Genomic DNA, 25968 nt, shown 5'->3' with positions numbered 1-25968 from the left:
TGAACACCTCATCATGGAGTGAAGCATGGGCACCCGCGTTCTGTACCGAGACACCCCAGGTTTGCCAATCGATACCGCAGTCCCGCACTTGAAAACCAGTCGCAAGCCCTTGGCAACCCTGATCCATGGCGTTGCCCTGGGCCTGTCGCTGACCCAGATGAACCTTGTGCAGGCCGCCGAGGCGGACACCGATCACGCCCTGGTGCTCGACAGCAGCGTGGTCACCGGGACCCAAGCCGACAGCCCCACCGGACAACAGGCCGGCTACGTGGCCAAGCGTAGCCTCAGCGGGACCAAGACCGACACCGCGCTCAATGAAATCCCCCAGTCGATCTCCGTAGTGACCCGCGACCAGATGGACGCGCAGCAAGTGCAATCGGTGAGCGAAGCGTTGCGCTACACGGCCGGCGTGCAGGCCAACACTACCGCCGCCAGCCAGCGCTTCGACAACCTCTCGATTCGCGGCTTCGACGTGACCAGCACCGGCATGTTGCGCGACGGCTTACGTGGCACCACCACCCAGGCCTGGCCAAAAGCCGAAGCCTATGGCCTGGAACGCATCGACGTGCTCAAGGGCCCGGCCTCGGTGTTGTTCGGCCAGAACGCACCGGGCGGTGTGGTCAACCAGATCAGCAAGCGGCCACTGGACCAGTCGTTCCATGAAGTGCAGCTCCAGGGCGGCAGTTTCGACCGCGCCCAGGGCCAGTTCGACTTCAGCGGGCCACTGGATGACCAGAGGCAATTCCTCTATCGGCTGGTGGGCCTGGAGCGCAGCAGCGGCACCCAGTTCGATCACATCAAGGACGACAAAACCTTCATCGCGCCGTCGTTTACCTGGCGGCCGAACGACGACACCAGCCTGACCGTACTGGCCGATTACTCGGAGGATGAATTCGGCGCGCCCCGGGTGTTCCTGCCGACGGTGGGCACGCTCAAGCCGAACCCGAATGGCAAGGTCAAACACAACGTCTTTCTCGACGAACCCGGCCTGGACAACGGCCGCACGCAATACTCGCTGGGCTACCTGTTGGAGCACCGGATCAACGATGTGTGGAGCCTGAATTCCAGCGCACGTTATGGCCACGTCAACCTGCTGACCAACACCGCCAGCGGCATGTCCCTGGCGCCGGACCTGCGCACCTTGAACCGGTCGGCCTACCGCTTCCGCATCGTCGGCGACGTGTACTCCCTGGACAACAATGCCCAGGCCCGCTGGAACCTTGGCGAGGTGCAGATGGTGTCGCTGCTGGGGGTCGATTACCGGCGCACCCGTGAAGACTATTACCTCAACGGCGGCGCGGCATCGTCGATCGACATCTACAACCCGGTGCACGGGGGTGTGTTCGCGCCGAACACCCCGTTCGCCAGCACCTTGCAGCGCGCCGACCAGACCGGGCTCTACGCCCAGCAGCAGATGACGTTCAACGACCGTTGGGTACTGACCGTCGGCGGTCGCCAGGATCATTCGAGTGCGCGCACCGACAACCGCCTGACCGACACCGGGCAGAAGCAGGACGACAACAAGTTCACCTACCGTGCAGGCCTCGTTTACCTGGCCGACAACGGCCTGTCGCCGTACATCAGCTACGCCACCTCGTTCGACCCGGTGCTCGGCACTGATTTCTACGGCACCAGCTTCAAACCGAGCACCGCCAAGCAGTCGGAAGTCGGCATCAAGTACCAGCCGCCCGGGATCGACAGCTACATCACCCTGTCGCTGTTCGACCTGACCCAGCAGAACGTCAAGACCACCGACCCGAGCAACCCGCTGAACAGCGTGCAGACCGGTGAGGTCAACGTGCGCGGCGTGGAGCTGGAAGGCAAGGCCAGCCTCGCCAAGGGCCTGGACCTGCTGGCAACCCTGACCTACAACGACGCCGAAGTCAGCAAGAGCAACAACCCGCTGGAAAAAGGCAACCGCCCCACCGACACCCCGGAAAAAATGGCGTCGTTGTGGGCTGACTACACCCTGCCCTTTGGCCCGCTCACCGGGCTCGGATTTGGCGTCGGCGTACGCTATATCGGTTCCACCGAGGCCGATGCTGCCAACACTGTGAGCGTGCCCTCCTACACCTTGCTCGACGCGGCGGTGCACTACGATTTCGACAAGCTGATCCCGGCGGCCAAGGGCCTGCGCCTGGCGGTGAATGCCACCAACCTGACCGACAAGCACTATTACGAAGGCTGCTCCCTCTCCAGCTGCAGTGCCGGGTATGACCGCAGTGTCATCGCCAGCCTGCGCTATCGCTGGTAACTGCCATGCGTGGGTGGTGGCTTCGTGTGCATCGATGGCTGGCGCTGAGCGTCGGCCTGCTGCTGGCGCTGATTGGCTTGAGCGGTGCGCTGCTGGAACTCAAGGGGCCGATCCTGCGCTGGGAGGTCGGCAGCCAGGCCTTGGACCTGGCTCCGGTTGAACACGGCGCACTGCTGGATGACGCGCAGTGGATCAGCGCGGCACTGGGTGCCTACCCGCAATTTCAGAAAGTCTTTGGCGCCGCAAAACCGCGCCAGGGTTTCCTGGAATCGGACAACGCGATCGTCTTCGGAGCCCTGGAGGATCGGCCCGGCATCGGCATTGCGATGATCGATCCCTACAGTGCCGAGCCACGGGCATTTTTTGTGTTCGATGACCTGTGGCTGGCGAAGCTGGTGGCGCTGCACCGGGCACTGCTGTTGCCGCCGCCCATTGGCGCCGTCGCCCTGTTTGCCTGTGGCCTGGTGCTGCTGGGCTCGGTGGGCAGCGGCCTGTACCTGTGGTGGCCGGGGCGGCGCAGCTGGTGGAAAGCCGCCAGCTTGCGCCCGGGCAGCCAGGGCCTGCGCCGCCTGCGGGAATGGCACAACGTCGCAGCCGCCTGGCTGTGCCTGCCGTTGGCGGTGATTGCCGGCAGCGGCGCCTGGCTGGCCCGGCCCGACTTGTTCTTCGCCAACCCCGCCGCGATCAAACCGCTGTTCTCCGCCGCCCACGGCCACCTGTTGCTCGGGTTGCCCGGCGCGGCCCTGGCCTTTCTTTGCGGCCTGGCATTGCCGCTGCTCTATCTCACCGGGCTGTTGTTGTGGTGGCGCAAACGCGTCCGCCACGTGCGCCCAACTGTTCAAGGAAATTGTTCATGAAACACCCTCTGTTGTTGCAACGCGGCCTGCTGCTCGGTCTTGGCCTGTTAATGAGCGGCCTGGCCTGCGCCCACACCGTCACCGACCTGGCGGGGCGCAAGGTCGACGTACCGGACAAGGTCTCGCATATCCTGCTGGGTGAAGGCCGGATGATCTACTCGCTGTCGCTCCTTGAAGGCAAGAACCCGTTTACCCGCATCGCCGGCTGGCAAGGGGATTTTCGCGGCCTGGACGTGCAGGGTTACGCCGCGTTCCAGAAGCACTTTCCCGAAGCCGACAACGTACCGTTGGTAGGCGGCACCTCCGCCGAAACCTTCAGTGTGGAAAAGGCCCTGGCGGTACACCCGGACCTGGCGATCATGGCCTTGAGCGGCGGCCATGGCCCGAGCCCCGACAGCGAGGCGGTCAAGCAGCTGGAAGCGGCCGGCGTGGCGGTGATTTTCGTCGACTTCAGCGACCATCCGCTGAGCAACACGGTGCCGAGCATGCGCCTGCTGGGCAAGGCTCTGGACCGTAATCAACAAGCCGAGGACTACATCGCGTTTTACCAGGCCTCGCTGGCCAAGGTCACCGATACCCTGGCCAAGGCCGGGACGGTAAAACGGCCGAAGATCTTCATCGACATGCTCGCCGGCCTGCAGGATTGCTGTGGTTCGCCGGGCACCGGCAACTTCGGGGAAATGATCAAGCTCGCGGGTGGCCGGAACATCGCCGACGGGCGCATTCCCGGCCCGATCGGCACATTGAACGTCGAATACATTCTGTCCAGCGATCCGGATGTGTACGTCGCCACCGGCGTATTCGGCCACGGCCAGGGCGGTGTGACCCTCGGCTATTCGGCCACGCCGCAGCAGGCCAACGACAGCCTCAAGCAAGTGTCCCAGCGCGCGCCGCTGAATGAACTGCGGGCGGTACGTGAAGGCAACGTGCATGGCCTCTGGCATATTTTCTATGACTCGCCGGAACACTTGATCGCAGTGCAGGCCCTGGCCAAGTGGCTGCATCCTGAGTTGTTCGCCGACCTGGATCCGGAACAGACCCGAGCCGAATTGTACCGGCGCTTTATGCCAATTCCGGCCAGCGGCGTATTCACCACGAGCCTTGTGCCGTGACGCAGGTGCAAGCCTGTGCGAGCGCCGATGGCGCAGGTGAGCGCTATCGCCACCGCCATGGACGACGGGTATTGCTGTTGTCGGCGCTGGCGTTGGCATTGGTGGTTTCCCTGGCGGTGGACATCACCACCGGGCCTTCCGGCATGAGCCTGACGCGCCTGTTGCAAGTGCTGTGGGACCCGGCTTCGATGCCGCGGGTGGAGGCGGTGATCGTATGGAATGTGCGCCTGCCTTACGCGTTGATGGCGGTACTGGTGGGCGCGGCACTGGCCCTGGCCGGCGCCGAAATGCAGACGGTGCTGGATAACCCGCTGGCCAGCCCGTTCACCCTCGGCGTTTCCGCCGCCGCCGCCTTCGGTGCAGCCCTGGCCATTGTGCTCGGGATGGGCATTCCTGGCGTGCCGGCGCAGTACCTGATTTCGGCCAACGCCTTTCTGTTCGCACTGGCATCGGTGGCATTGCTGTATCTGTTGGCACGCTGGCGTGGGTTTGGTGTGGAGAGCCTGGTGCTGTTCGGGATTGCCCTGGTGTTTGCGTTCAATGCGCTGGTGGCACTGCTGCAGTTTGTGGCGAGCCAGGACAGCCTTCAGCAACTGGTGTTCTGGACCCTGGGCAGCCTGGCCCGGGCGTCCTGGGAAAAGCTCGCGATCCTCGCTGCGGCGTTGCTGCTGTGCCTGCCGTTTTCCCTGCGTCAGAGTTGGGCGTTGACTGCCCTGACCCTGGGCGAGGAACGCGCCCGCAGTTTCGGGATTGATGTCGGCCGCCTGCGGGTGCTGTCGTTGCTGCGCATCAGCCTGCTGTCGGCGCTGGCGGTTTCGTTTGTCGGCACTATCGGTTTTATCGGGCTGATTGCTCCGCATATCGCGCGGCTGTTGGTGGGTGAAGATCACCGCTTGTTCCTGCCAGCGAGCGTGCTCAGCGGTGGCTTGATCCTGTCGATGGCGTCGATTGCCAGCAAGGCATTGATGCCCGGCGTGTTGATTCCGGTGGGGATTGTCACCGCACTGGTGGGAATTCCGTTTTTCATGGCGATTGTGATGCGTAACCGCCGAGGTGCTCTGTGACCGGATTAAGCACACAAGCATTGAGCATGCACTACGGCAGTCGCAGCGTGCTGCAGGACATTCATCTGCCGGCGTTGCTGCCCGGCACCATCACCGCGCTGATCGGCCCCAACGCTGCCGGCAAGTCGACCTTGTTGCGTGGCATCGCCGGACTGCACAAGGCGCACGGCCAGATCTGGCTGGAGGGTGTCGATCTCAATCGCCTGCTGCAAGTCGAGCGCGCGCAACAAGTGGTGTACCTGCCTCAGAGCCTGCCGGAGCGTACGCGCCTGTGCGCCTTCGAAGCGGTACTGAGTGCGGCCATGGCCGGCCATCGCGGCGCGGGTTTTGCGCCTGGGCGGCCGAGCCCGACGGTGCTCAAGGGCGTGGAAAAAATCCTCGCCGACCTCGACCTGACCGCCCTCGCCGACCGCCCGATCGATGCACTTTCCGGTGGCCAGCGCCAACTGGTGGGCCTGGCCCAGGCCCTGGTGCGCCAGCCTCGGGTGTTGCTGCTGGACGAACCCACCAGCGCCCTGGACCTGTATCACCAGTGCCAGGTGGTGGAAGCCATCACCCAGGCCACCCGCGAACGCAACCTGATCACCCTGGTGGTGGTGCACGACATCAACCTCGCCCTGGGCTTCAGTGATCAGGTGGTGGTGTTGCACAACGGTCAGTTGGCCGCTGCCGGACCACCGCAAGTGGTGATCAATCAGGCGTTGCTGAAAAACGTCTATGGTGTGAGTGGCCGCCTGGAACAGGTGCATGGCCGCCCGCTGGTGATGGTGGATGCACGACTGCCCTTTTCTCCTGCCCTTGGATAACCGATGAACAGCTCCCAAGACGCTGCACTCGCGACTTTGCACACTGACCGCCCATTCAACCTGAGGCCGCTGCTGTTGGCCAACATGGCCTGCACCATGGCGATGATGGCATTTGTCTCGCTGATTGGCCCGATCGCTCGGGTGCTTGGCCTGGCCACCTGGCAGGCAGGTGCGGCGGTCACCGTGTCCGGGGTGATCTGGATGCTTCTGGCTCGTCCATGGGGCCAGGCCAGTGACCGACTGGGCCGGCGCCGTGTGCTGCTGCTGGGCACCGGTGGTTTCACCCTGGCCTACTGGGCGCTGTGCGTGTTTATCGATGCGTCCCTGCAACTGCTGCCATCGGCCATGTTGGCGTTTATCGGGCTGATTCTGGGTCGTGGCCTGATCGGCGTGTTCTACGCTGCGATACCGGTGGGCGGCTATGCGCTGGTGGCCGACAACATTGAGCCTGAGCACCGCGCCAAGGCCATGGCTTCCCTGGGCGCCGCCAACGCCTGCGGCCTGGTGCTGGGCCCGGCGATTGCTGCGCTGTTGGCGCGTCACAGCCTGAGCCTGCCGTTTTATGCGATGGCGGTGTTACCGCTGTTGGGATTCTTGTTGCTGCTGGCCAAATTGCCGCGCCAGGAGCTGCACCTCAAGCAGCCGCCCAAGCCGGTCAACCTCTCGGACCCACGCCTGCGTCGACCGTTGGTGGTGGCGTTTGTCGCGATGCTGTGTGTGTCGATCGCGCAGATAACCGTGGGTTTTTTCGCGTTGGATCGCTTGAAGATGAACCCGGCCGATGCGGCACAAACTGCCGGTATCGCCCTGACCATGGTCGGGCTGGCGTTGATCTGTTCGCAACTGGTAGTGCGCAAACTGGAGTGGCCGCCGCTGCGGATGATTCGCATCGGTGCGGTGGTGTCAGCCCTGGGATTTGCCGGCAGCATGTTCGCTGATACGGCCTGGATCCTGTGGCTGTGCTTTTTTGTGTCCGCGGCCGGCATGGGCTGGATCTTCCCGTCTTTCGCGGCGCTGGCGGCGAATGCGGTGGATGCGTCGGAGCAAGGCGCCACGGCAGGTTCGGTGGGTGCGGCCCAAGGCCTGGGCGTGGTGGTCGGGCCGTTGGCCGGGACCTTGATCTACGCGATCGAAGCTCGCCTGCCCTACTTGGTGGCGGCGGCGCTGCTGCTATTGATCGCGTGCTGGCCGGCGGCACGGCAACCAGGTAACACCCCAGGTTGAGCTACCTGTTATTTCTGACAGTAGACGTCCATCCCTGAAAAGCCTCTGATAAAGCGCGTGGCCACAGCATTAGCTGAGGCCACCTACCTTTTCTGGAGACAAGCACCATGAGCGACGACCTGAATGACTTGACGACATTTACTGACAGAAATTGGAATGGCTGGCACCCGGACCGCCCAGACACCGCAAAGCTTGAGCCACGGACGCCTGGGAACGATCACGAGTTCTACCTCACCAATGCATCCGATGCGGTTCATGAGATGGGTATCTCCAAGTCCTACTCATTCATAAAGGGCACTGAATACACAGTGATCTTTGAATACCGGACCCTATCGGAAACGGACATCATCGTGTTGGCGGGAGGCTTGGAGCAAGCATACGGGCCACATCCACCGTCTCCCGGCTGGACGCGCCTGACTGTCCCTCTTCCGTACGTGAAAGAGGACGGAGGCACTCACCCAATCTCAATCAGACTCTGGTCAAGAAGTGCAGGCAGCGAACCCCATCGCTACGACTTGGACAACATTCTTGTCAGGTCGATTCCGGATTAACCTGCAAGGTCTCGGGCCCTACAAAATCCGATACAGCAAACGCTCGATCCGCACCCGGCTGACCCGGCGCAAGAACTTGCCGACGGCCGCCGGGTACTCCACCAGGGTTTCCAGCTGCTGGTAGCGTTCAATACGCGAGGTGTGCTGGAAAATCTCGGCAAGCTCGGTGCGCCGTGGCCCTACCCACTCACCCTTGGGATCATCGATCAGCAAGGCGTTTTCCAGGTCGAGGCGAAACGCTCGTGGGTTGATGTTGTTGCCGGTCAGCAAGGTGTAGCGCTGGTCGACCCACATGCCCTTGAGGTGGTAGGTGTTGTCGCCGTCGCGCCACAGGTGCAGGTTCAGCTGGCCGCTGTCGATCATGCGCTGGTGGCGCTTGGCGAAGCGACGCAGGCTTATTTCGTAGAGATACGGTAGCGCGGCGATGACCTTGAACGGCTCGCTCGGCGGGATGTAGAAGTCGTTGGCAGTCTTGTCGCCAACAATGATGTCAATCTTCACCCCGCGGGCCAGGGCGCGGTTGATTTCCCGGGTCACCGGCAGCGGCAGGTTGAAGTACGGCGTACAGATAGTCAGCTGGTGCTGGGCGCTGGCAATCAGCTCGCAGATCACCCGGCTCAGGGGGTTGTTCTTGCACACGCCCAGCAACGGACTGACCGTCAGGCTGCCGTTGGGCAACTGCCCCGCCGTGGTGTCATACACCGCGTGTTTCAGGCGGCTGCGCAGGTCGCCGATGTCGTTGCGCAGGCTGCGGGTGGTCGGCGGGTTGGGCAGGTCCAGGCGATGCACCGCCTTGGCGGCCACCAGGCCGTGCTCCACCAGGTGCTGCATCGAGTCGGCCAGCGCCTTGTTGTAGATCAGGTGATAACGGTCATAGCGGTACTTGTCGAACTTGTGCAGGTACACGTTATTCAGGCTGGCGCCGCTGTACAGCACGCTGTCATCGATCACGAAGCCCTTGAGGTGCAGCACGCCGAACAGTTCGCGGGTTTGCACCGGCACCCCATACACCGGCACTTCGGTGCTGTGGGACTCGGTCATGGCCTGGTACCAGGCGCTGTTGCCCGGCTGCTTGCCGGCGCCGATCAAACCACGCTGGGCCCGCAGCGAGTCGACCACCACCACGATATCCAGCCCGGGCCGGGCGGCCTTGGCAGCGTGCAACGCGTCGTAGATCTCTTGCCCCGCCTCATCCTGCTGCAGGTACAACGCTACGATGTAGATGCGCTGGGTGGCCTGGGAAATTTTCTCCAGCAGGCAACGGCGGTACTCGGCGGCGCCGGACAGCACCTCGATCGCGTCGGGCGTGAGGGGAAAACCGCGCAGCTTGGGCAACAGGGAGCGTTTGAATAACGACGGCATAGGGCTCGCAATGGGTCGAATCCGAAGGACTCCAGAGCTTACACCATGGGCTGGCTCAGGTCTTCCCGCCCAGGGTTAAAAATAATTAATTGACCAAGGAGAACGATCGTTCTACTGTAATCTCCATGAACGATATCACTCGCGACATTATCCTCGACGTCACCGAAAAGTTGATCTACCGAAATGGCATCGCTGCCACCGGCATGGATCTTCTGGTGAAAACCGCCGGCGTCTCCAGAAAGAGCGTCTACCGCTACTTCGCCAACAAGGACGAACTGGTGATTGCCGCCCTGCAACGCCGCGACGAGCGCTGGATGCAGTGGCTGCGCAGCGAAGTTGAACACCACTCCACCACGGGCGAGCGCCTGCTGGGTGTGTTCAGCGCGTTGAAAACCTGGTTCGGCTCCGATGACTTTCGCGGCTGCGCCTTCATCAACACCAGCGGCGAGACCGGCGACCCGCACAACCCGGTGCGCCAACTGGCCAAGGCCCATAAACAGAAACTGTTCGAGTACGCCCTCGAACTGTGTCAAGCACATGGCACCCCCGACCCGGAACGCCAGGCCGCGCACCTGCTGATCCTGATTGATGGCGCCATTACCGTTGCCCTGGTGATGGGCGACACCACCGCTGCCGATAATGCGCAATCCATCGCGCGAACCCTATTGCAACTTTGACCTGACCTTTAAACCTGTGAAGGAGCCGTCCCATGTCATCCACTGCTGAAATACGCCCGCCGTTGCCGCCGTTCACCCGTGAATCGGCGATTGAAAAAGTTCGCCTGGCCGAAGACGGCTGGAACTCCCGGGACCCGCAACGGGTATCCCTGGCCTATACCCTGGATACCCAATGGCGCAACCGCGCCGAGTTCGCCCACAACCGCGAAGAGGCCAAGGCATTCCTGACCCGCAAATGGGCCAGAGAGCTGGATTATCGGTTGATCAAGGAGTTGTGGGCGTTTACCGGCAACCGCATTGCGGTGCGCTATGCCTATGAATGGCATGACGACTCCGGCAACTGGTTCCGCTCCTACGGCAACGAGAACTGGGAGTTTGACGAGAACGGCTTGATGGCGAACCGGTTTGCCTGCATCAACGACATGCCGATCAAGGAAAGCGAGCGCAAGTTCCACTGGCCGCTGGGGCGGCGTCCGGATGAGCATCCGGGGTTGTCGGAGCTTGGGTTGTAGGCTCGACGCTACACAACTGTGGGAGCGGGCTTGCTCGCGAAGGCAATGGCTCAGCCAACATCTCCAGCGACTGACCCACCGCTTTCGCGAGCAAGCCCGCTCCCACATTGGTATTTGCCGTATCCGTCAGTCCTGGTTCAAACCCACCCGATACAACACGCCGTTATCTTCATCCGTGAGCACATACAGGTAACCATCCGGGCCCTGGCGCACATCGCGGATCCGCGCTTTCAGGCCGCCCAGCAGTCGCTCTTCGTGGATGATCTTGTCCCCATCGAACTGCAAGCGAATCAACTCCTGGCTGACTAATGCCCCGATAAACACGTTGTGCTGCCAGGCCTTGAACCGGTCGGCGTCGTAGAACGCCATGCCACTCACGCCGGGGGATTTCTCCCAGACATGGTGCGGCGGCACTGTGCCTTCGGCGGTCTTGCCCTTGGCCTCGGGAATCGGCGTCAGGGAATAGTTGATGCCATGGGTCGCCAGCGGCCAGCCGTAGTTTTTCCCTCGTTCAATGATATTGATCTCATCCCCGCCGCGCGGGCCATGTTCGTTTTCCCAGAGTGTGCCGCTCCACGGGTTGAGTGCCGCACCCTGGGGGTTACGCTGGCCGTAGGACCAGATTTCCGGCCTCACGCCTTCCTGGCCGACGAAGGGGTTGTCTTCAGGTATACGACCGTCCGGGAAGATCCGCACCACTTTGCCTTGCAGCTTGTCGAGGTCCTGGGCGGTGGGGCGGTCGTTGTTTTCCCCAAGGGTCACAAACAGGTAACCATCGCGGTCAAACACCAGCCGCGAGCCGAAGTGGTTGCCCGTGGACAGCTTGGGCTCCTGACGCAGGATCACCTTGAAGTCTTGCAGGCCGCTCAGGTCATCGCTCAAGCGCCCACGCCCGACTGCGGTGCCTGCGGTGCCATTAGTGCCGCCGCCCTCGGCGTAGGACAGGTACACCAGGCGGTCCTCCTTGAAGTCCGGCGACAGCACCACGTCCAGCAGGCCGCCCTGCCCTTTGGCAAACACCTTCGGCACGCCACTCAGAGGCGCGGACAGTTTGCCTTCCGGGCTGACAAACCGCAGGTTGCCGGGACGTTCGGTGACCAGGAAGCCTTGCTTGTCCGGCAGGAACGCCACCGCCCACGGGTGATCGAGGCCCTTGGCAATCGGGGTGACGGTGATACTCCCTTGCTCGCTGGGAAACTGTTGGGTGGCGGCCGCCGAGACAGGCAGCGCCAGGGGCAGCAAGGCAGCGGCGCAGAAGGTCGCTAGAAGGGTTTTGCGTAACAGCATACGGTGGGTTTCCTTGTCGTCTTTACACACTCAATCGCCGCGATTGCCATTGGCGTCACGGGTGGGAGTCTTGGGCTGGATAGCCGGCGGGGTCTGCGCGCCGTCACGGCGCTGGACGCTGTTGCCGATACCGCCGTTTTGCAGGGTCGGCGGCCGCTGTGCCGGCGGAATATAGGTGCCTCGCGCTGCCGGCGCGTTGGGCTGGGTGCCCTGCATGCTGTTGGGATTGGCCTGGTGGATGGGGCCGTTGTAGGGGTTGTTGCTGCTGCCGCTCAGGTTTTGCGCCTGTGCCAAAGAACTCAAGGCCAGGCCCAACGCCAATACGGCAAGGTTGCGCAAACGGGTGTTCATGACAAAGCCTCTCTGGGCGCAAGTAATACGTGCTTTCGATAACACGCTACGCCTTGGGTTCGGCTTTGGTAACTAAATAGTTTCTCATCAGGTGTAACACGATCTGTCTGAAACCCTGGTGCCAGCCGGCTGGCCAGGGAAACTTTTGCCGAATCCGCCCTGTCACCTGAAGACCACACACTTCAGGAATACCGACATGCCACGGGCTATCTGGAAAGGCGCAATCAGTTTTGGCTTGGTGCACATCCCCGTGTCACTGGTCTCGGCCACGTCCTCCCAGGGCGTCGACTTCGACTGGCTGGACAAACGCAGCATGGACCCGGTGGGTTACAAGCGCATCAACAAGACCACGGGCAAGGAAGTCACCAAGGAAAATATCGTCAAGGGCGTGGCCTACGAGAAAGGTCGCTACGTGATCCTCAGCGAAGACGAAATCCGCTCGGCCCACCCCAAGTCCACCCAGACCATCGAAATCATCGCGTTTGTGGCCAGCGACCAGATCCCGTTGCAGAACATCGACACGCCCTACTTCCTGGCCCCCGACAAGCGCGGTGGCAAGGTGTATGCCCTGCTGCGCGAAACCCTGAAGAAAACCCGCAAGGTCGCCCTGGCCAACGTGGTGCTGCACACCAAGCAGCACCTGGCGGCACTGATGCCGCTGGAGTCGGCGCTGGTGCTGGTGATGCTGCGCTGGCCTGCCGAAGTGCGTGGCCTGGACGAATTGGAATTGGGCAGCGACGTGACCAAACCGACATTGGCCAAGGGCGAACTCGACATGGCCAAGCGTCTGGTGGAAGACATGAGTGCCGACTGGCAGCCGGACGAATACCGCGACAGCTTCCAGGAAAAGATCATGGCGCTGGTGGTGAAGAAGGCCAAGGCCGGCAAGATCGAAGACGTGGAATCCAGCGAAGGTGTCGACGAGCGCAAATCTGCGGACGTGATCGACCTGACGGAGTTGCTCAAGCGCAGCCTGGCCGGCAAGCCCGCGACCAAGGCTGCAGCCAAGAAACCTGCCGCGAAAAAGACCAGCAAGGCTTCATGAGGTAGACCGCCATGGCCAAGCCCCTGAGTGAATACAACGCCAAGCGCGACTTCGATGTGACCGCCGAACCCGCCGGCAGTGCGCCTCGCGCCAGGAACCGGGCGCATGCCCTGTCGTTCGTGATTCAAAAGCACGATGCGCGCAACCTGCATTATGACTTTCGCCTGGAGCTCGACGGCGTCCTCAAAAGCTGGGCGGTGCCCAAGGGCCCAAGCCTCGACCCGAGCCAGAAGCGCCTCGCGGTGCATGTGGAAGATCATCCATTGGGCTACGGCAGTTTCGAGGGCAGCATTCCGGCAGGCCAATACGGCGCTGGCGATGTGATCGTGTGGGATCGCGGTGTATGGCAGCCCCACGATGACCCGCACAAGGCCTACGCGGCCGGCAAGCTGAAGTTCAGCCTGATCGGCGAAAAACTGGCAGGCGACTGGACGCTGGTGCGCACCCGACTCAAGGGCAGCGGCGACAAGGAGCAGTGGTTGTTGATCAAGGAGAACGATCAGCAGGCACGCCCGGTGGCTGACTACGATGTGGTCCAGGCTGAACCGAAAAGCGTGCTGAGCGACGCAACGGTGGGGGCTGCGAAAAAGCCCGCAGCGCCGAAGAAAGCCAGGCGCAAGCCCTCAACCGACCTGCCCGATCAACTCGCGCCACAGCTGGCGACACTGGTGGACCGTGCACCGGAAGGCGATTGGGTGTACGAGATCAAATTCGACGGCTATCGCATCCTCGCGCGGATTCGCGATGGCGAAGTTCGGCTGTTCACCCGCAATGGCCATGACTGGACCGATCGCCTGCCACGCCAGGCCAAGGCCCTGGAAGCCCTGAAGCTCAAGGACAGTTGGCTTGACGGTGAGGTGGTCAGCCTGAACGCCGACGGGCTGCCGGATTTCCAGGCGCTGCAAAACGCCTTTGATATCGGCCGCAGCCTGGACATTGTCTATTACCTGTTCGATGCGCCGTTCCTGGACGGCCGCGACCAGCGCGAAGCCGCTGTCGAAGAGCGCCGCACCGCACTGAAGGACGCGGTTAGCCGCAGCAAGAGCAAGCTGCTGCGCTTCTCCGAGTCCTTTGCTGCCAACCAGCGGGATATCTTCGAAAGTGCCTGCGACCTGGCGCTGGAGGGCGTGATCGGCAAACGTGCCGGCAGCCCCTACGTTTCCAGGCGCAGCCCGGACTGGATCAAGCTCAAGTGCCGGCTGCGCCAGGAATTCGTGATCGTAGGGTTCACCCGCCCGCAAGGTTCGCGCAGCGGGTTTGGCGCGCTGTTGCTGGCGGTCAATGATGACAGCGGCCTGGTGTATGCCGGGCGCGTAGGTACCGGATTCGATCAGGCCGCGCTGAAAAAGATCAGTGCACAGTTGAAGGCGCTGGAACGCCAGACTTCACCGCTGGCCAAGCCCCTGACCAGTGCCCAGGCACGCGGCGTGCACTGGGTCGAGCCGCAGCTGGTGGGCGAAGTGCAATTTGCCGAATGGACCCGGGAAGGTGTGGTGCGCCAGGCGGCGTTTGTCGGGCTGCGCACCGACAAGCCGGCGGAGCAGATTGTGCATGAGCAGCCGCGGACGGCCAAATCGCTGAAGGAAAAACCCCGCAAAAAGACGGCGGGCACCGGCGCCGTGGCTGGGGTCAGGATTACCCATCCGGACCGAGTCATCGATGCCCAGAGCGCTACACAGAAACTGCAACTGGCACAGTTCTATGAGGGCATCAGCGAATGGCTCCTGCCCTTTCTGCGCAACCGGCCGGTGTCCTTGCTCAGGGCACCGGAAGGCATTGCCGGCGAACAGTTTTTCCAGAAGCACTCCGAGCGCCTGTCGATCCCGAATATCAAGCAACTGGACCAGGCCCTGGACCCGGGCCATGCGCGGCTGATGGAAATCGACAGCCCGGCCGCGCTCATCGGTGCCGTGCAGATGGGTACCGTCGAGTTGCATACCTGGGGCGCTACCGCTGACAAGATTGAAACCCCGGACCTGTTTGTGCTCGACCTCGACCCGGACCCGGCACTGCCGTGGAAAAGCATGCTTGAAGCGGCGCAACTGACCTTGTCGGTACTCGATGAACTGGGGCTTGAAGCGCTCGTCAAGACCAGCGGCGGCAAAGGCCTGCACCTGGTGGTGCCGCTGGCGCGCCGCGACGGCTGGGACTCGGTAAAAGCCTTCGCCAAGGCCATCGCCCAGTTCATGACGCTGCAGTTGCCTGAACGCTTTACCGCGACTTCGGGCCCGAAGAATCGCGTGGGCAAGATCTTCATCGACTACCTGCGCAACGCCCGGGGCGCCAGCACGGTAGCCGCCTACTCGGTGCGGGCGCGGCCCGGCCTGCCGGTATCGGTACCGGTGAGTCGTGATGAGTTGAAGAGTTTGCACAGCGCCCAACAATGGACGGTGGCTAACCTGCACGAGCGTTTGCAGGGTTTGAAGAAGGACCCGTGGGCGGGTTATGCCAATCGGCAGAAGATCAGCAAGAAGATGTGGGAGAAGCTGGGGGCGCATCCGCCAGGCTGATGCGCTCCGCTGCCCGGTTCAGATGAGGATGAAGATCGCGGCCAGGCCGGCAAAGATCGCCCACTTTTCCAGGTAGTAACGGGTGCGGTTGCGTTTCTTCAACTCCTTGCCCCGCAGGCGAATCTTGTACAGGCGGGTAAACGCACGGTTCAGGCCGCCGGTCTTGTCACCGGCATCGTTGGGCGAACCGGCCGCGGCCATCACATTGCGGCTGAACCAACGGTTGAACGCGGCCGCCCAGCGGTACTTCATCGGGCGTTCGATATCGCAGAACAGAATGATCCGGTTCTGCTCGGTGGTGTTTTCGGCGTAGTGGATGAAGGTCTCGTCAAACATCACCGGTTCACCGTCGCGCCAGTAGTAGTTTTCACCGTCCACGTTGATGTAGCAGCCCGGGGAGTTGGGCGTGTCCAGGCCCAGGTGGTAACGGTAGGAACCGGCATACGGGTCACGATGGCGTACCAGCTTTGAGCCCGGTGGCAGCTCGGCAAACATCGCGGCCTTGATCGAGCCGATGCTTTGCACCAGCTCGGTGGTGCGCGGGCACAGCTTCATCGCCGAAGGATGGCTGTCGCCGTACCACTTCAAATAGAAACGCTTCCAGCCCGACTTGAAGAACGAATTGAAACCCACGTCATTGTACTGGTCGGAGCGCTTGATCTCGCCTGCGCGCAGCAGGTTCTGGCCTTCCTCGCGGATCTCTTGCCAATGCTCCTGAAGCGGGCTCAGGTCGGGAAAGTCGCTGGGGGACAGGTACGGTCGGCTGGGCAGTTTGGAAAAGAGGTAGAGAAAGCAGTTCACCGGAGCCAGGAAGGTCGAGTGATCACTGAGCTGGCGCCCCAGCTTGTGGCGAACCCGGCCACGCAGGTGGACATACGCAATAGAGGCAACGTAGAGAGCAACAATGATGAGTTTCAAGGTATTCGTCACAAGTCAGAAGAGAACAGGCTGCTCCCGCGTGCCCACAACGGCCGAGGATTGAAGATGCAGCACCTGAAATCACAATTCACAAAACCGGCAACACGAACGGCTGGGTGACAATCCGGTCGTGGCCATTGGCAGCTATTTTAGCCACACTTTGTAACCAAAGGTTAATCAAGATTTGTGAAAAGGTGTCCAGTGAGTGTGCCAGGAAGAGCAGCAGCGGGCTTGCCGGGCGGCCTGCCCGCTGCTGAAGGCGTCAGCTTTTCGGTTCATCATCCTTGCGTGTACGCAGAGAAAGCCGATATTCATCCAACTCCGAGTAGGGTACGGCTTCGCGTCGTGCCAGCAGATGGCGGCCCAGCGCAATCAGTACACCCACGGTCAACCCTGCCAGCAGGCTCAGTATCATAACCAGGGCTTTCTTGGGCTTGATCGGGCTCAGCGGCTCTTGGGCACGACGGTCAATGGTTACCAGCTTGAGGCCACTCATGTCGATATTCAGGCCTCGCAAACGCGCGACTTCCGCTCGTAACGGTTCAACATCCTGCAAGAAAATGTCTTCATTCCCGCGATTTTTCAGCACCTCCACTTCACGGTTGACCTCCAGCATCTGCAACTCTTTGCCAATCTGTGCAATGCGGCTGTTGGTAAAGTCGTCGCTGGTACGCGCCTGCAACGCGGCACGTTCCGCCTCAAGCGCCTCTGTACCGAGGAAGTACAGCGGGATTTTCTGGTTGTTGACCTCGGTGCGCATTACTTGATTCGAGCCGCTACGCGAGGCATCTGCCATGGACGAAGGAGTGGTCGGGGTCTTGATGCCCATCGACTTGGCGATGGAAATGGCCTCCGCCAGCTCTGCCAGCCGGTCCGTGCGCTCCATTTTCATCTGTAAGCGCAGGGCACCCAGTTCGTCCTCCAGCTTGGCCCGTTTGAGCCTGTCGGCTTCAAGCAGCTTGGCAATCTTCGATTCCTTATCGGTTTCGTAATTGGAGCGCGCCGCGTCGATTTTGCCCTTGAGTTCGTTCAAGCGGTTATTGACGATCACTTTAAGGTCAGCACCGACCTGGGCACGTTCCGAATCAATTGCGTAGTCTACAAAGCCGTTGAGAATCGCTACCCCGTCGATGTCTGCCGGGTATTCCAGCTCAAGCTTGATATAGCTGCTCAGGGAGTCGGACTTCTTGGGATCGGGCAGGCTCAGGTTGATGGAGTTTCGATTGAATTCTTCAAAACTCTGCTCGAGGCTTTGCCCGGTTTTCTGGAACGCCTTGAACAGGTCCTCATGGGACTTGAAAAACCCCAGGCGCGCTTCGTATGAGTCCAGTTGCGCCCCCACTTTGTTCAGGGCGTCGGCCGGCGGCAACTTATAGACTTCGGAGCGGTTCAGAGCATCCAGCTCATTGATGGCAGCCGGGCGCAGCACACTGCTGACCTGATACTCCCGCGGGGCCAGAAAAGCGTAGCCCGCCCCCAGCACCCCTGCCAGAATCGTACAGCCCAGCACCAACTTCTTTTGCCGCCAGATACCATGACACAGTTCAAACAGATCAATTTCGTCCGATGCCGCATGAGCGTGGAGCCGAGGAGTTTTATTCAAAACTGATGCACCTTAAAAAGTCGACAGTCAGCGGTCACACATATTCATCAAATACTGAATGGCCGCTTGAAAATCAGGGACAACGCCCTGTACACAAGACACGAACGGTCTACCGATGGTCATCGGACCACCTCGGTCATGGAAAAATCCCACATCACCGTAGATTGTTTTCGTTCAGATTACGCAGGAGCCCCTACCCTGGTGCTGAGCGTAGACGAACTTGTAAAGAACCGTTTCCGAATCAACGCACAAAATGGCGCTAAATACCCGTGAATACTGGGAAAATTCGTACGCAACAATGAGAAACCAGACAATTCTCACAAAATCGATTCAGCTTATCCGTCAGGCATCTACACACCAAGGTATTGACTGCTCGTTTTTTAACCAAAAAGGAATTTATATGACACCTGCTTCAAATGCGGATTTCCAGACGCTCCAGGGGGCATGGGAACAAACGGCGCTGGAAGACAACGGTGTGCTCAATCCCACGGATGAACACAGCGCGCCGGGCGCGATCACGACAATCTCGGGCGATCAATTCCAGGTGGTGACGGTCGACGGCGAGGTTTTACTGGCAGGCAGCTTCACGCTCGATGCCAGCACGGCACCCAAAAGCATTACCTGGGTTGACTCGATGGGAGAGGATGCCGGCAAGCAGTTACCCGCGAGTTACCGGCTGGAAGGTGATCACTTCGTGTTTATTGCGGCAGATGAAGGCATGCCCCGCCCTACCCGCTTCAGTACCGGCCCAGGGCAAACCATGCGCACGTTCGTGCGCAAACCCTGACACGGAGATACATCCGTTCCTGCGACATGGTTTTCACATGGCCTTCACGTGTTGACCTATAGGGTGAAGGCTACCTACTCCAGTGAACACCTTGGCCCGTCTACCCCACGGGCCTTTTTTTGCCTGCACGGCAGCCAATCAGCACGGGCGCTTGATGGCGGTGAGGGTGTAGCACGGGGCAGTTGAGCGGGCTGGTTTTGATACCTGGGCTGACAGCATGTCCATTGCGTCTCCAATATGTTCCGGTCATTGCGACAAAAGAAGTCCGCCCTACACCGAAAGCCTCGCCATCCTTGAACCGGTAAAGAGCCTTCACTGTAGGGCGAACGGACGGAAAATAAGCCAGGCTTATTGGATGTTCAACTGTTAACAATAAAAAGCCCTGAAAAAGCCTCGATCAGCGCTATTTTTCGATGCAAATGGCTCCACTTTGTAAATGTTTTTGCTTGTATTGCCATACGAGTGCAACGCCACCTTCAGAAACTATACCTTCACGCCATGGGTCACTACTGCTACCGACCTCTTGCCTGAAGACCGTGCCATGGCCACTCGCTCTGACCTGCGCAACACCCTGTCCCTGGACAGCCTGAACTTCTTCCTGGCGGACGTGCGTGACGGACTGGGGCCGTACCTGGCGATTTATCTGCTGGCCGTGCACCACTGGGACCCCGCCAGCATCGGCGTCGTCATGACCCTGGCCGGCATCGCGGCCCTGCTCACCCAGACGCCGGCCGGCGCATTGATTGACCGAACCCGCAGCAAACGGGCAGTGATCGTGATCGCCGCGCTGCTGGTGACTGCCAGTTGCCTGCTCCTGCCCTTCGTCAGCTCCTTCAGCCTGGTGGCGCTGACCCAGGCGGCCAGTGCAGCGGCGGCCTCGGTGTTTGCGCCGGCCATCTCGGCGATTTCCCTCGGGATCACCGGGCCGCGCGCTTTTACCCGGCGCACCGGCCGCAATGAAACCTTCAACCACGCCGGCAACGCGGTGGCGGCCCTCCTCGCCGGTGGATTTGCCTACCTGTTCGGCCCGGTGGCGGTGTTCTATCTGATGGCAGTCATGGCTGCGGCGAGTGTCATCGCGGTCAGCTGCGTGTCAGCCCAGGCAATCGACCACGAAGTCGCACGGGGTTTCGACCCTGCGCATGGCACCGGCCATGAACAACCGTCGGGGTTGGCCGTGCTTCTGGCGAACAGGCCCTTGATGCTGTTTGCCATCTGCTGCGCGCTGTTTCACCTGGCCAATGCGGCCATGCTGCCGCTGGTCAGCCAGAAGCTGTCGCAGATCAACCTGCAGATGGCCACGCCGCTGACCTCGGCGTGCATCGTCGCGGCCCAGTTGGTGATGGTGCCGGTGGCCTGGCTGGTGGGCGTGAAGGCCGACGTGTGGGGGCGCAAGCCGTTGCTGCTCGCCGGTTTCATGATCCTGCCGCTGCGGGGCGTGTTGTATACGCTGTCCAGTGATCCTTATTGGCTGGTGGCGGTGCAGATGCTTGACGGGGTCGGTGCCGGGGTGTTCGGCGCGCTGTTTCCGGTGATCGTCAAAGACCTCACCCAGGGCACCGGACGCTTCAATGTCAGCCTGGGCGCGCTGTCCACGGCATTCGGCCTCGGGGCGGCCTTGAGCAGCAGCCTGGCAGGTTTTGTCGTGCAGTGGGCGGGTTACAACGCCGCGTTCCTGACCCTGGCCGGCGTGGCGGCCGTCGCATTGGGGCTGGTGTGGGTGGCAATGCCGGAGACTCGGGCGAATCCATCCGTGCAGCGCCATACAACTCCCGCCTGACATATGCGACAATGCGCGCCAAATTCCAACATGCACCCATTTTTCTGCTCAGCGACTGGGCCCCAAGCCTTGATGTCGCTGCCGACGTATGCCCGTTGGCCTGGGCCACAAAATGGGCCCGGCTCAAATTAGCGCACTCCAAGCTATTGATAGGTAAAGTAATTGATCTCCACAGCTAACATCACCATGCAGTTCGGCGCCAAGCCGCTATTTGAGAACGTTTCGGTCAAGTTCGGCGCAGGCAACCGTTATGGCCTGATCGGTGCCAACGGTTGCGGCAAGTCGACTTTCATGAAAATCCTCGGTGGCGACCTCGACCCGTCGGGCGGCCAGGTCATGCTGGAGCCGAACGTGCGCCTGGGCAAACTGCGCCAGGACCAGTTCGCCTACGAAGAATTCACCGTACTCGACACCGTGATCATGGGTCACGAAGAGCTGTGGAAGGTCAAGGCCGAGCGCGACCGCATCTACTCGCTGCCGGAAATGACCGAAGACGACGGCATGGCCGTGGCCGAGCTGGAAACCGACTTCGCCGAGATGGACGGCTACACCGCCGAATCCCGCGCCGGTGAGTTGTTGCTGGGCCTGGGTATCGGCATCGAGCAGCACAACGGCCCGATGAGTGAAGTGTCACCAGGCTGGAAGCTGCGTGTATTGCTGGCCCAGGCGCTGTTTTCCGATCCGGAAGTGTTGCTGCTCGACGAGCCAACCAACCACCTGGACATCAACACCATCCGCTGGCTGGAAAACATCCTGACCCAGCGTAACAGCCTGATGATCATCATCTCTCACGACCGTCACTTCCTGAACAGCGTCTGCACCCACATGGCCGACCTGGACTACGGCGAGCTGCGCCTGTTCCCGGGCAACTACGACGAATACATGACCGTGGCGACCCAGTCCCGCGAGCAGTTGCTGTCGGACAACGCCAAGAAGAAAGCACAGATCTCCGAGCTGCAATCCTTCGTCAGCCGCTTCTCGGCCAACGCCTCGAAAGCCAAGCAGGCCACTTCCCGTGCCAAGGCGATCGACAAGATCCAGCTGGCCGAAGTCAAGCCATCGAGCCGCGTCAGCCCGTTCATACGCTTCGACCAGACCAAGAAGCTGCACCGCCAGGCGGTCATCGTCGATCGCATGGCCAAGGGCTTTGACGGCAAGACGCTGTTCAAGGACTTCAGCTTCCAGGTTGAAGCCGGCGAGCGCGTGGCGATCATTGGCCCGAACGGTATCGGCAAGACCACCCTGCTGCGTACCCTGGTCAACGAACTGACCCCGGATGCCGGTACGGTCAAGTGGACCGACGCGGCTGAACTGGGCTATTACGCCCAGGACCATGCTTCGGACTTCGAAGACGAGTCCAACCTGTTCGACTGGATGGGCCGCTGGACCAAGGAAGGCGAGCAAGTGGTTCGCGGTACCCTGGGCCGCATGCTGTTCTCCAACGACGAGATCCTGAAGTCGGTGAAGGTGATTTCCGGTGGCGAGCAAGGTCGCATGCTGTTCGGCAAGCTGATCCTGCAAAAGCCGAACGTGCTGATCATGGACGAGCCGACCAACCACTTGGACATGGAGTCCATCGAGGCGCTGAACCTGGCGTTGGAGAACTACCCGGGTACGCTGATCTTTGTCAGCCATGACCGGGAGTTTGTGTCGTCCCTGGCCACCCGCATCATCGAGCTGAGCCCGAGTGGGGTGATCGACTTCAGCGGGACTTATGACGATTACCTGCGTAGTCAGGGTGTGGTTTTCTAAGAGCCGCCGGTAGTTTGAAATGCGAAAGCCCCGTCCAGTGTGATGGGGCTTTTTTTTGGGATATGGCTCTGCTTTTCTGTGGGAGCCGTCGAGCTTTAGCGAGGCCGCGATAGCGGTGTGCCAGGCAACATCTTTATTGACCATGCCGCCGCCTTCGCAGCCTTGCTACAGCTCGACAGCTCCCACACTTTACCGCGTCCGCTTTAGTCGTCCCGGGCCAGGGAGGCCCCATGGATCCAAAGCCGGATAGGCACGGGCCGCAATATCATCAAATATAGTTAGCCTGCTTCCTTTTACCCCAAGCCCTTGCCATGATGCCCTCACCGCCCGCCCGCGAACGAGTCCCCATGCCTGCCACACAGCCCGCCACCCCCAGTTCCTTGTCGATCACCCTGCAGATCGTCTCCATCGTTTTCTACACGTTTATCGCGTTTATCTGTATCGGCCTGCCGATTGCCGTCATCCCCGGCTATGTCCACGGTGAGCTGGGTTTCAGCGCGGTGGTCGCCGGGATAACCATCGGCTCGCAATACCTGGCCACGCTGCTCAGCCGCCCCATGGCGGGGCGCATGTCGGACAACGTGGGCACCAAGCGCGCTATCGTGCTGGGCCTGAGCGGGATTCTGCTGAGCGGGGTGCTGACGTTCATCGCCACGCTGGTGCAAAGCTTGCCGTTGCTGAGCCTCGGCATATTGATTGTCGGCCGGCTGTTACTCGGCGTCGCGCAGGGCCTGATCGGCGTCGGCACCATCAGTTGGTGCATGGGCGCGGTCGGTGCCGAACATACGGCACGATCGATCTCGTGGAACGGCATCGCCTCCTACGGCGCGATTGCCATTGGTGCACCGCTTGGGGTGGTGATGGTTGCCGACTACGGCTACACCAGCCTCGGAATCGCCCTCACGGCACTTTCCGCCCTGGGCCTGCTGCTGATTCGCAACAAACCTTCGGTGCCCGTGGTGCGCGGCGAGCGGCTGCCCTTCTGGGCGGTATTCGGGCGTATCGCGCCGTTTGGCGCCAGCCTGTGCCTGGCATCGATTGGCTACGGCACCCTCACCACGTTTATCACCCTCTACTACTTGAGCCGTGGCTGGACCGGCGCAGCCTGGTGCCTGACGGTATTTGGCGTGTGTTTCATCCTGTCACGGCTGGTGTTTATCTCTGCCATCAACCGCTTCGGCGGCTTCACCGCGGCGATTGCCTGCATGACCATCGAAACCCTGGGCCTGACGCTGCTGTGGCTGGCACCGTCCACCGGCGTGGCCTTGATCGGCGCCGGGCTGACCGGCTTTGGTCTGTCGCTGGTGTACCCGGCGCTGGGCGTGGAGGCGATCAAGCAGGTGCCCAACAGCAGCCGGGGCGCCGGGTTGAGTGCATATGCGGTGTTTTTTGACCTGGCGCTGGCCATTGCCGGGCCGGTGATGGGTGCGGTGGCGCTGAACCTGGGCTACTCGTGGATCTTCTTTTGCGCCGCCCTGCTTTCCATCACCGGCCTGGGCCTGACGTTGCTGCTCAAGCGCCGCGCTTACTGATCAGCCGTCTGCAAGCCCGCCCGGGTGGATTGCCCGAGGGTGTGATTAAAGAACCGCCCGGCCTCGGAAATCAGGTCGCGGTGTATGCTTTCACGGTCAACCCCGTCGGCATCGGTGCACATGGCGGGCATCGCGGCCAGTTGGCTCTCGTCGCAAGGCGCCATGAACACAAAGTGCCCTGCCCCGGCCAGCAGCTTGAAGTCCGGCGGCTCCGGCAGTTTGCGCGCCAGGGCCTCGGCGTTCTTGTCCACGGCCACCAGCTTGTCGCCGTCGCCGCTGTAGAGCAGCACCGGTACATGCACGTCCGCCAGGGTGTGGCGGCCGAACATCAGGCTCAACGGCGCCATCAACATCAAGGCATGGATACGCGGGTCGGCCTGCGGTTGCAGGTCGTCGCGGTCGACGATCAACTCGCCCTTGGTGGTGCAGGCGTCGCGATCTTCCGGGCGTTGCTGGCAGTAGCGGCGCAGGCGGTCGAGGTCCGGCTTGGCGCCGGCGAGGATCAGCGCGGTTTCGCCACCGGCCGAATAACCGATGACGCCTACCTGGTCGACGTTGACGAATGGCGACAGCATCGGGTCGCCGAGGGTGGCGGTGATCGCTTCGGAAATCTGGATCGGGCGCCCGTACAGGTTGCTCAAGGTGCCCAGCCGGCTGTGATCCTTGTAGTTGTCGCCAGGGTGCAGCACCGCCACCACCACAAACCCCTTGCGCGCCAGGGAGGTGGCGAGGTCGTGCAGGGCCAGGGGCGTGCCGGTATTGCCGTGGGACAGCATCAGCATTGGAAAGCGGCCGATGGCGATTTTCGAGTCTTCAGTGGCGGCGACGTGATAAGCGCCCACCTGGGTGGTGTGTTCCAGGCCGGTGGACGGGTAGAACGCGACGGCTTTCATCGGCTGCAGATCCAGCGGGTCGAGAAAAGTCATGCGGTGGAAGCCCACACTCCAATGGGGGTGCGGCGCGGGCGCGGCTTGCACTGAAATCAGGCCGCCGAGCAGGGAGAGAACCAAGACTGCACAAAGACGCATCATGGGGATGTCCACCTTTGTTGCGTAAGCCCGCGTAGCTGTTGAAGTATCCATGGTTCAGGCGCTCGGACTGGCAGGGTTTACCCATGCGTGCATAACCTGGGCCAAAGTAGTGACAGCGGGTAAACGAAAAAACTCCGTACTCCGATCGCTTTTCAGGCGAGCAGAATACAGAGTTTAGGCGCCTCGAATCAGATTGATATCGAGGAACAGCAAAATTTACACAAGTCTTACGCTGCAGCGAACAATTGTTCGCTGATCACTGCGTTGGCGTCGCTGATCGCCTTGCTGCGCACTTCATCGCCATAGCCCAGGCCGTGGGCGCGGACGATTTCGATGTCGGTGATGCCGAGGAAGCCCAGCAGTACTTTCAGGTAGTCTTCGTGAGCCACACCGGTAGGCTGGCCAACGTGCAGGCCGCCGGAGGTCGACACGATGATGACTTTCTTGCCACCGGCCAGGCCTTCAGGACCGTTTTCGGTGTAGCGGAATGTCTGGCCGGCGACGGCGATACGGTCGATCCAAGCCTTGAGTTGGGTCGGGATGGTGAAGTTGTACATCGGCGCAGCCAGGACGATGGCGTCGGCCGCGAGGAATTCGGCGAGGGTGTTGGCGCTCAGCTCGGCTTCATGTTTCTGTACGGCATCACGCAGCTCGGCAGCGGTGCCCAGTGCACCCAGGGTCACGCCGGAAAAGTGGTTGATGCCTTCGCTGGCCAGGTCACGGTAGGTCACTTCAACGCCTGGCTCGGCCGCCTGCCAGGTCTTGACGACACCTGCGCTCAACTGACGGGAAACCGAGTTGTCGCCGAGGATGCTGGAATCGATATGCAACAGTTTCATGGTTAATCTCCAAGTAAGCATCGCCAAGGGCGACGGAATGGAAATAAGCCTACAGATGAAACCAATCAGCGATTAGTCAGGCAATATGCGATTATTCGTCCCACTGACAGGACA

General features: G+C 61.4%; 22 protein-coding genes. 15 read left to right on the top strand and 7 right to left on the bottom strand.

Annotation, left to right across the window (positions count from 1 at the left end; translation table 11 throughout):
• Positions 1–25: 25 nt before the first annotated feature.
• The 7 genes from HX821_RS08865 to HX821_RS08835 all read left to right on the top strand — a co-directional run bounded on the left by HX821_RS08865 (position 26) and on the right by HX821_RS08835 (position 7868).
• On the top strand, positions 26–2254 hold the full coding sequence (locus HX821_RS08865) for a TonB-dependent siderophore receptor (protein WP_003218431.1): 2229 nt from the start codon (positions 26–28) through the stop codon (positions 2252–2254).
• 5 nt (positions 2255–2259) lie between these two features.
• Positions 2260–3111, top strand: coding sequence for a PepSY domain-containing protein (locus tag HX821_RS08860; RefSeq protein ID WP_177035627.1), 852 nt, complete (start codon positions 2260–2262; stop codon positions 3109–3111).
• Positions 3108–4223, top strand: coding sequence for an ABC transporter substrate-binding protein (locus tag HX821_RS08855; protein WP_003218435.1), 1116 nt, complete (start codon positions 3108–3110; stop codon positions 4221–4223). Before HX821_RS08860 ends, HX821_RS08855 begins: the two co-directional genes overlap by 4 nt.
• The gene (locus HX821_RS08850) at positions 4220–5287 is read left to right on the top strand and encodes an iron ABC transporter permease (protein WP_023658859.1); all 1068 of its coding nucleotides are present in this window, start codon (positions 4220–4222) and stop codon (positions 5285–5287) included. Before HX821_RS08855 ends, HX821_RS08850 begins: the two co-directional genes overlap by 4 nt.
• 26 nt (positions 5288–5313) lie before the next feature.
• Positions 5314–6093 carry an ABC transporter ATP-binding protein gene (locus tag HX821_RS08845; RefSeq protein ID WP_177035626.1) on the top strand — a complete coding sequence of 260 codons (780 nt, stop codon included), beginning with the start codon at positions 5314–5316 and terminating at the stop codon, positions 6091–6093.
• A 3-nt stretch (positions 6094–6096) separates the two neighbouring features.
• Positions 6097–7317, top strand: a complete 1221-nt coding sequence (locus tag HX821_RS08840) for an MFS transporter (RefSeq protein ID WP_177035625.1) — start codon at positions 6097–6099, stop codon at positions 7315–7317.
• Between the two features lie 107 nt (positions 7318–7424).
• Positions 7425–7868, top strand: a complete 444-nt coding sequence (locus tag HX821_RS08835; protein WP_008436193.1) for a hypothetical protein — start codon at positions 7425–7427, stop codon at positions 7866–7868.
• 18 nt (positions 7869–7886) lie between these two features.
• Here the strand turns inward: HX821_RS08835 and pssA are convergent, their stop codons facing one another.
• Positions 7887–9230 carry a CDP-diacylglycerol--serine O-phosphatidyltransferase gene (gene pssA, locus HX821_RS08830; protein WP_177035624.1) on the bottom strand — a complete coding sequence of 448 codons (1344 nt, stop codon included), beginning with the start codon at positions 9228–9230 and terminating at the stop codon, positions 7887–7889.
• 125 nt (positions 9231–9355) lie between these two features.
• Between pssA and HX821_RS08825 the strand changes: the two genes are divergently transcribed.
• Together HX821_RS08825 and HX821_RS08820 are read left to right on the top strand one after the other, a co-directional pair.
• Positions 9356–9907 carry a TetR/AcrR family transcriptional regulator gene (locus HX821_RS08825; protein ID WP_177035623.1) on the top strand — a complete coding sequence of 184 codons (552 nt, stop codon included), beginning with the start codon at positions 9356–9358 and terminating at the stop codon, positions 9905–9907.
• A gap of 32 nt (positions 9908–9939) precedes the next feature.
• The gene (locus HX821_RS08820; protein WP_102604993.1) at positions 9940–10419 is read left to right on the top strand and encodes a nuclear transport factor 2 family protein; all 480 of its coding nucleotides are present in this window, start codon (positions 9940–9942) and stop codon (positions 10417–10419) included.
• Between the two features lie 126 nt (positions 10420–10545).
• Here HX821_RS08820 and HX821_RS08815 read toward each other — a convergent pair whose 3' ends face one another.
• Entirely contained in the window at positions 10546–11706 is a 1161-nt protein-coding gene (locus HX821_RS08815) for a PQQ-dependent sugar dehydrogenase (RefSeq protein WP_177035622.1), read from the bottom strand.
• A 30-nt stretch (positions 11707–11736) separates the two neighbouring features.
• The gene (locus HX821_RS08810) at positions 11737–12057 is read right to left on the bottom strand and encodes a hypothetical protein (RefSeq protein WP_177035621.1); all 321 of its coding nucleotides are present in this window, start codon (positions 12055–12057) and stop codon (positions 11737–11739) included.
• Between the two features lie 196 nt (positions 12058–12253).
• Here HX821_RS08810 and HX821_RS08805 point away from each other — a divergent pair, with 196 nt between their 5' ends.
• A complete protein-coding gene (locus tag HX821_RS08805; RefSeq protein ID WP_177035620.1) occupies positions 12254–13102 on the top strand; it encodes a Ku protein in 849 nt (282 codons plus the stop codon).
• An 11-nt stretch (positions 13103–13113) separates the two neighbouring features.
• The gene (ligD, locus tag HX821_RS08800; RefSeq protein ID WP_177035619.1) at positions 13114–15612 is read left to right on the top strand and encodes a DNA ligase D; all 2499 of its coding nucleotides are present in this window, start codon (positions 13114–13116) and stop codon (positions 15610–15612) included.
• 18 nt (positions 15613–15630) lie between these two features.
• Here the strand turns inward: ligD and lpxO are convergent, their stop codons facing one another.
• Positions 15631–16530 carry a lipid A hydroxylase LpxO gene (gene lpxO / locus HX821_RS08795; RefSeq protein WP_008436177.1) on the bottom strand — a complete coding sequence of 300 codons (900 nt, stop codon included), beginning with the start codon at positions 16528–16530 and terminating at the stop codon, positions 15631–15633.
• Between the two features lie 262 nt (positions 16531–16792).
• Entirely contained in the window at positions 16793–18133 is a 1341-nt protein-coding gene (locus tag HX821_RS08790) for an LPS O-antigen chain length determinant protein WzzB (RefSeq protein WP_087692674.1), read from the bottom strand.
• 400 nt (positions 18134–18533) lie between these two features.
• Here HX821_RS08790 and HX821_RS08785 point away from each other — a divergent pair, with 400 nt between their 5' ends.
• The 4 genes from HX821_RS08785 to HX821_RS08770 all read left to right on the top strand — a co-directional run bounded on the left by HX821_RS08785 (position 18534) and on the right by HX821_RS08770 (position 23984).
• Positions 18534–18920 carry a TIGR03067 domain-containing protein gene (locus HX821_RS08785; protein ID WP_177035618.1) on the top strand — a complete coding sequence of 129 codons (387 nt, stop codon included), beginning with the start codon at positions 18534–18536 and terminating at the stop codon, positions 18918–18920.
• Between the two features lie 541 nt (positions 18921–19461).
• A complete protein-coding gene (locus HX821_RS08780) occupies positions 19462–20700 on the top strand; it encodes an MFS transporter (RefSeq protein WP_087692676.1) in 1239 nt (412 codons plus the stop codon).
• 162 nt (positions 20701–20862) lie between these two features.
• Entirely contained in the window at positions 20863–22452 is a 1590-nt protein-coding gene (locus HX821_RS08775; protein ID WP_008436174.1) for an ABC-F family ATPase, read from the top strand.
• A 347-nt stretch (positions 22453–22799) separates the two neighbouring features.
• Positions 22800–23984: an MFS transporter gene (locus HX821_RS08770; protein ID WP_177035617.1), complete on the top strand. Its 1185-nt coding sequence runs from the start codon at positions 22800–22802 to the stop codon at positions 23982–23984.
• Here the strand turns inward: HX821_RS08770 and HX821_RS08765 are convergent.
• Both HX821_RS08765 and HX821_RS08760 read right to left on the bottom strand, forming a co-directional pair.
• Complete coding sequence (locus HX821_RS08765; RefSeq protein WP_177035616.1) at positions 23978–25015, bottom strand: dienelactone hydrolase; 1038 nt, start codon at positions 25013–25015, stop codon at positions 23978–23980. The two genes, HX821_RS08770 and HX821_RS08765, sit on opposite strands and share 7 nt — an antisense overlap.
• A 227-nt stretch (positions 25016–25242) precedes the next feature.
• Positions 25243–25854: an FMN-dependent NADH-azoreductase gene (locus tag HX821_RS08760; protein ID WP_177015418.1), complete on the bottom strand. Its 612-nt coding sequence runs from the start codon at positions 25852–25854 to the stop codon at positions 25243–25245.
• Positions 25855–25968 lie beyond the last annotated feature (114 nt).

Source organism: Pseudomonas sp. B6001, from assembly GCF_013386015.1.
Lineage (GTDB): Bacteria > Pseudomonadota > Gammaproteobacteria > Pseudomonadales > Pseudomonadaceae > Aquipseudomonas.
This window is presented reverse-complemented; position numbering and strand designations above follow the sequence as displayed.

Coding starts and splice junctions, on each gene's coding strand:
- HX821_RS08820 (WP_102604993.1), top strand. CDS start 9,940: ATGTCATCCACTGCTGAAATACGCCCGCCGTTGCCGCCGTTCACCCGT.
- HX821_RS08825 (WP_177035623.1), top strand. CDS start 9,356: ATGAACGATATCACTCGCGACATTATCCTCGACGTCACCGAAAAGTTG.
- HX821_RS08855 (WP_003218435.1), top strand. CDS start 3,108: ATGAAACACCCTCTGTTGTTGCAACGCGGCCTGCTGCTCGGTCTTGGC.
- HX821_RS08835 (WP_008436193.1), top strand. CDS start 7,425: ATGAGCGACGACCTGAATGACTTGACGACATTTACTGACAGAAATTGG.
- HX821_RS08760 (WP_177015418.1), bottom strand. CDS start 25,854: ATGAAACTGTTGCATATCGATTCCAGCATCCTCGGCGACAACTCGGTT.
- ligD (WP_177035619.1), top strand. CDS start 13,114: ATGGCCAAGCCCCTGAGTGAATACAACGCCAAGCGCGACTTCGATGTG.
- HX821_RS08770 (WP_177035617.1), top strand. CDS start 22,800: ATGCCTGCCACACAGCCCGCCACCCCCAGTTCCTTGTCGATCACCCTG.
- HX821_RS08840 (WP_177035625.1), top strand. CDS start 6,097: ATGAACAGCTCCCAAGACGCTGCACTCGCGACTTTGCACACTGACCGC.
- HX821_RS08810 (WP_177035621.1), bottom strand. CDS start 12,057: ATGAACACCCGTTTGCGCAACCTTGCCGTATTGGCGTTGGGCCTGGCC.
- HX821_RS08805 (WP_177035620.1), top strand. CDS start 12,254: ATGCCACGGGCTATCTGGAAAGGCGCAATCAGTTTTGGCTTGGTGCAC.
- HX821_RS08765 (WP_177035616.1), bottom strand. CDS start 25,015: ATGATGCGTCTTTGTGCAGTCTTGGTTCTCTCCCTGCTCGGCGGCCTG.
- HX821_RS08780 (WP_087692676.1), top strand. CDS start 19,462: ATGGCCACTCGCTCTGACCTGCGCAACACCCTGTCCCTGGACAGCCTG.
- HX821_RS08860 (WP_177035627.1), top strand. CDS start 2,260: ATGCGTGGGTGGTGGCTTCGTGTGCATCGATGGCTGGCGCTGAGCGTC.
- HX821_RS08815 (WP_177035622.1), bottom strand. CDS start 11,706: ATGCTGTTACGCAAAACCCTTCTAGCGACCTTCTGCGCCGCTGCCTTG.
- pssA (WP_177035624.1), bottom strand. CDS start 9,230: ATGCCGTCGTTATTCAAACGCTCCCTGTTGCCCAAGCTGCGCGGTTTT.
- HX821_RS08845 (WP_177035626.1), top strand. CDS start 5,314: ATGCACTACGGCAGTCGCAGCGTGCTGCAGGACATTCATCTGCCGGCG.
- HX821_RS08865 (WP_003218431.1), top strand. CDS start 26: ATGGGCACCCGCGTTCTGTACCGAGACACCCCAGGTTTGCCAATCGAT.
- HX821_RS08785 (WP_177035618.1), top strand. CDS start 18,534: ATGACACCTGCTTCAAATGCGGATTTCCAGACGCTCCAGGGGGCATGG.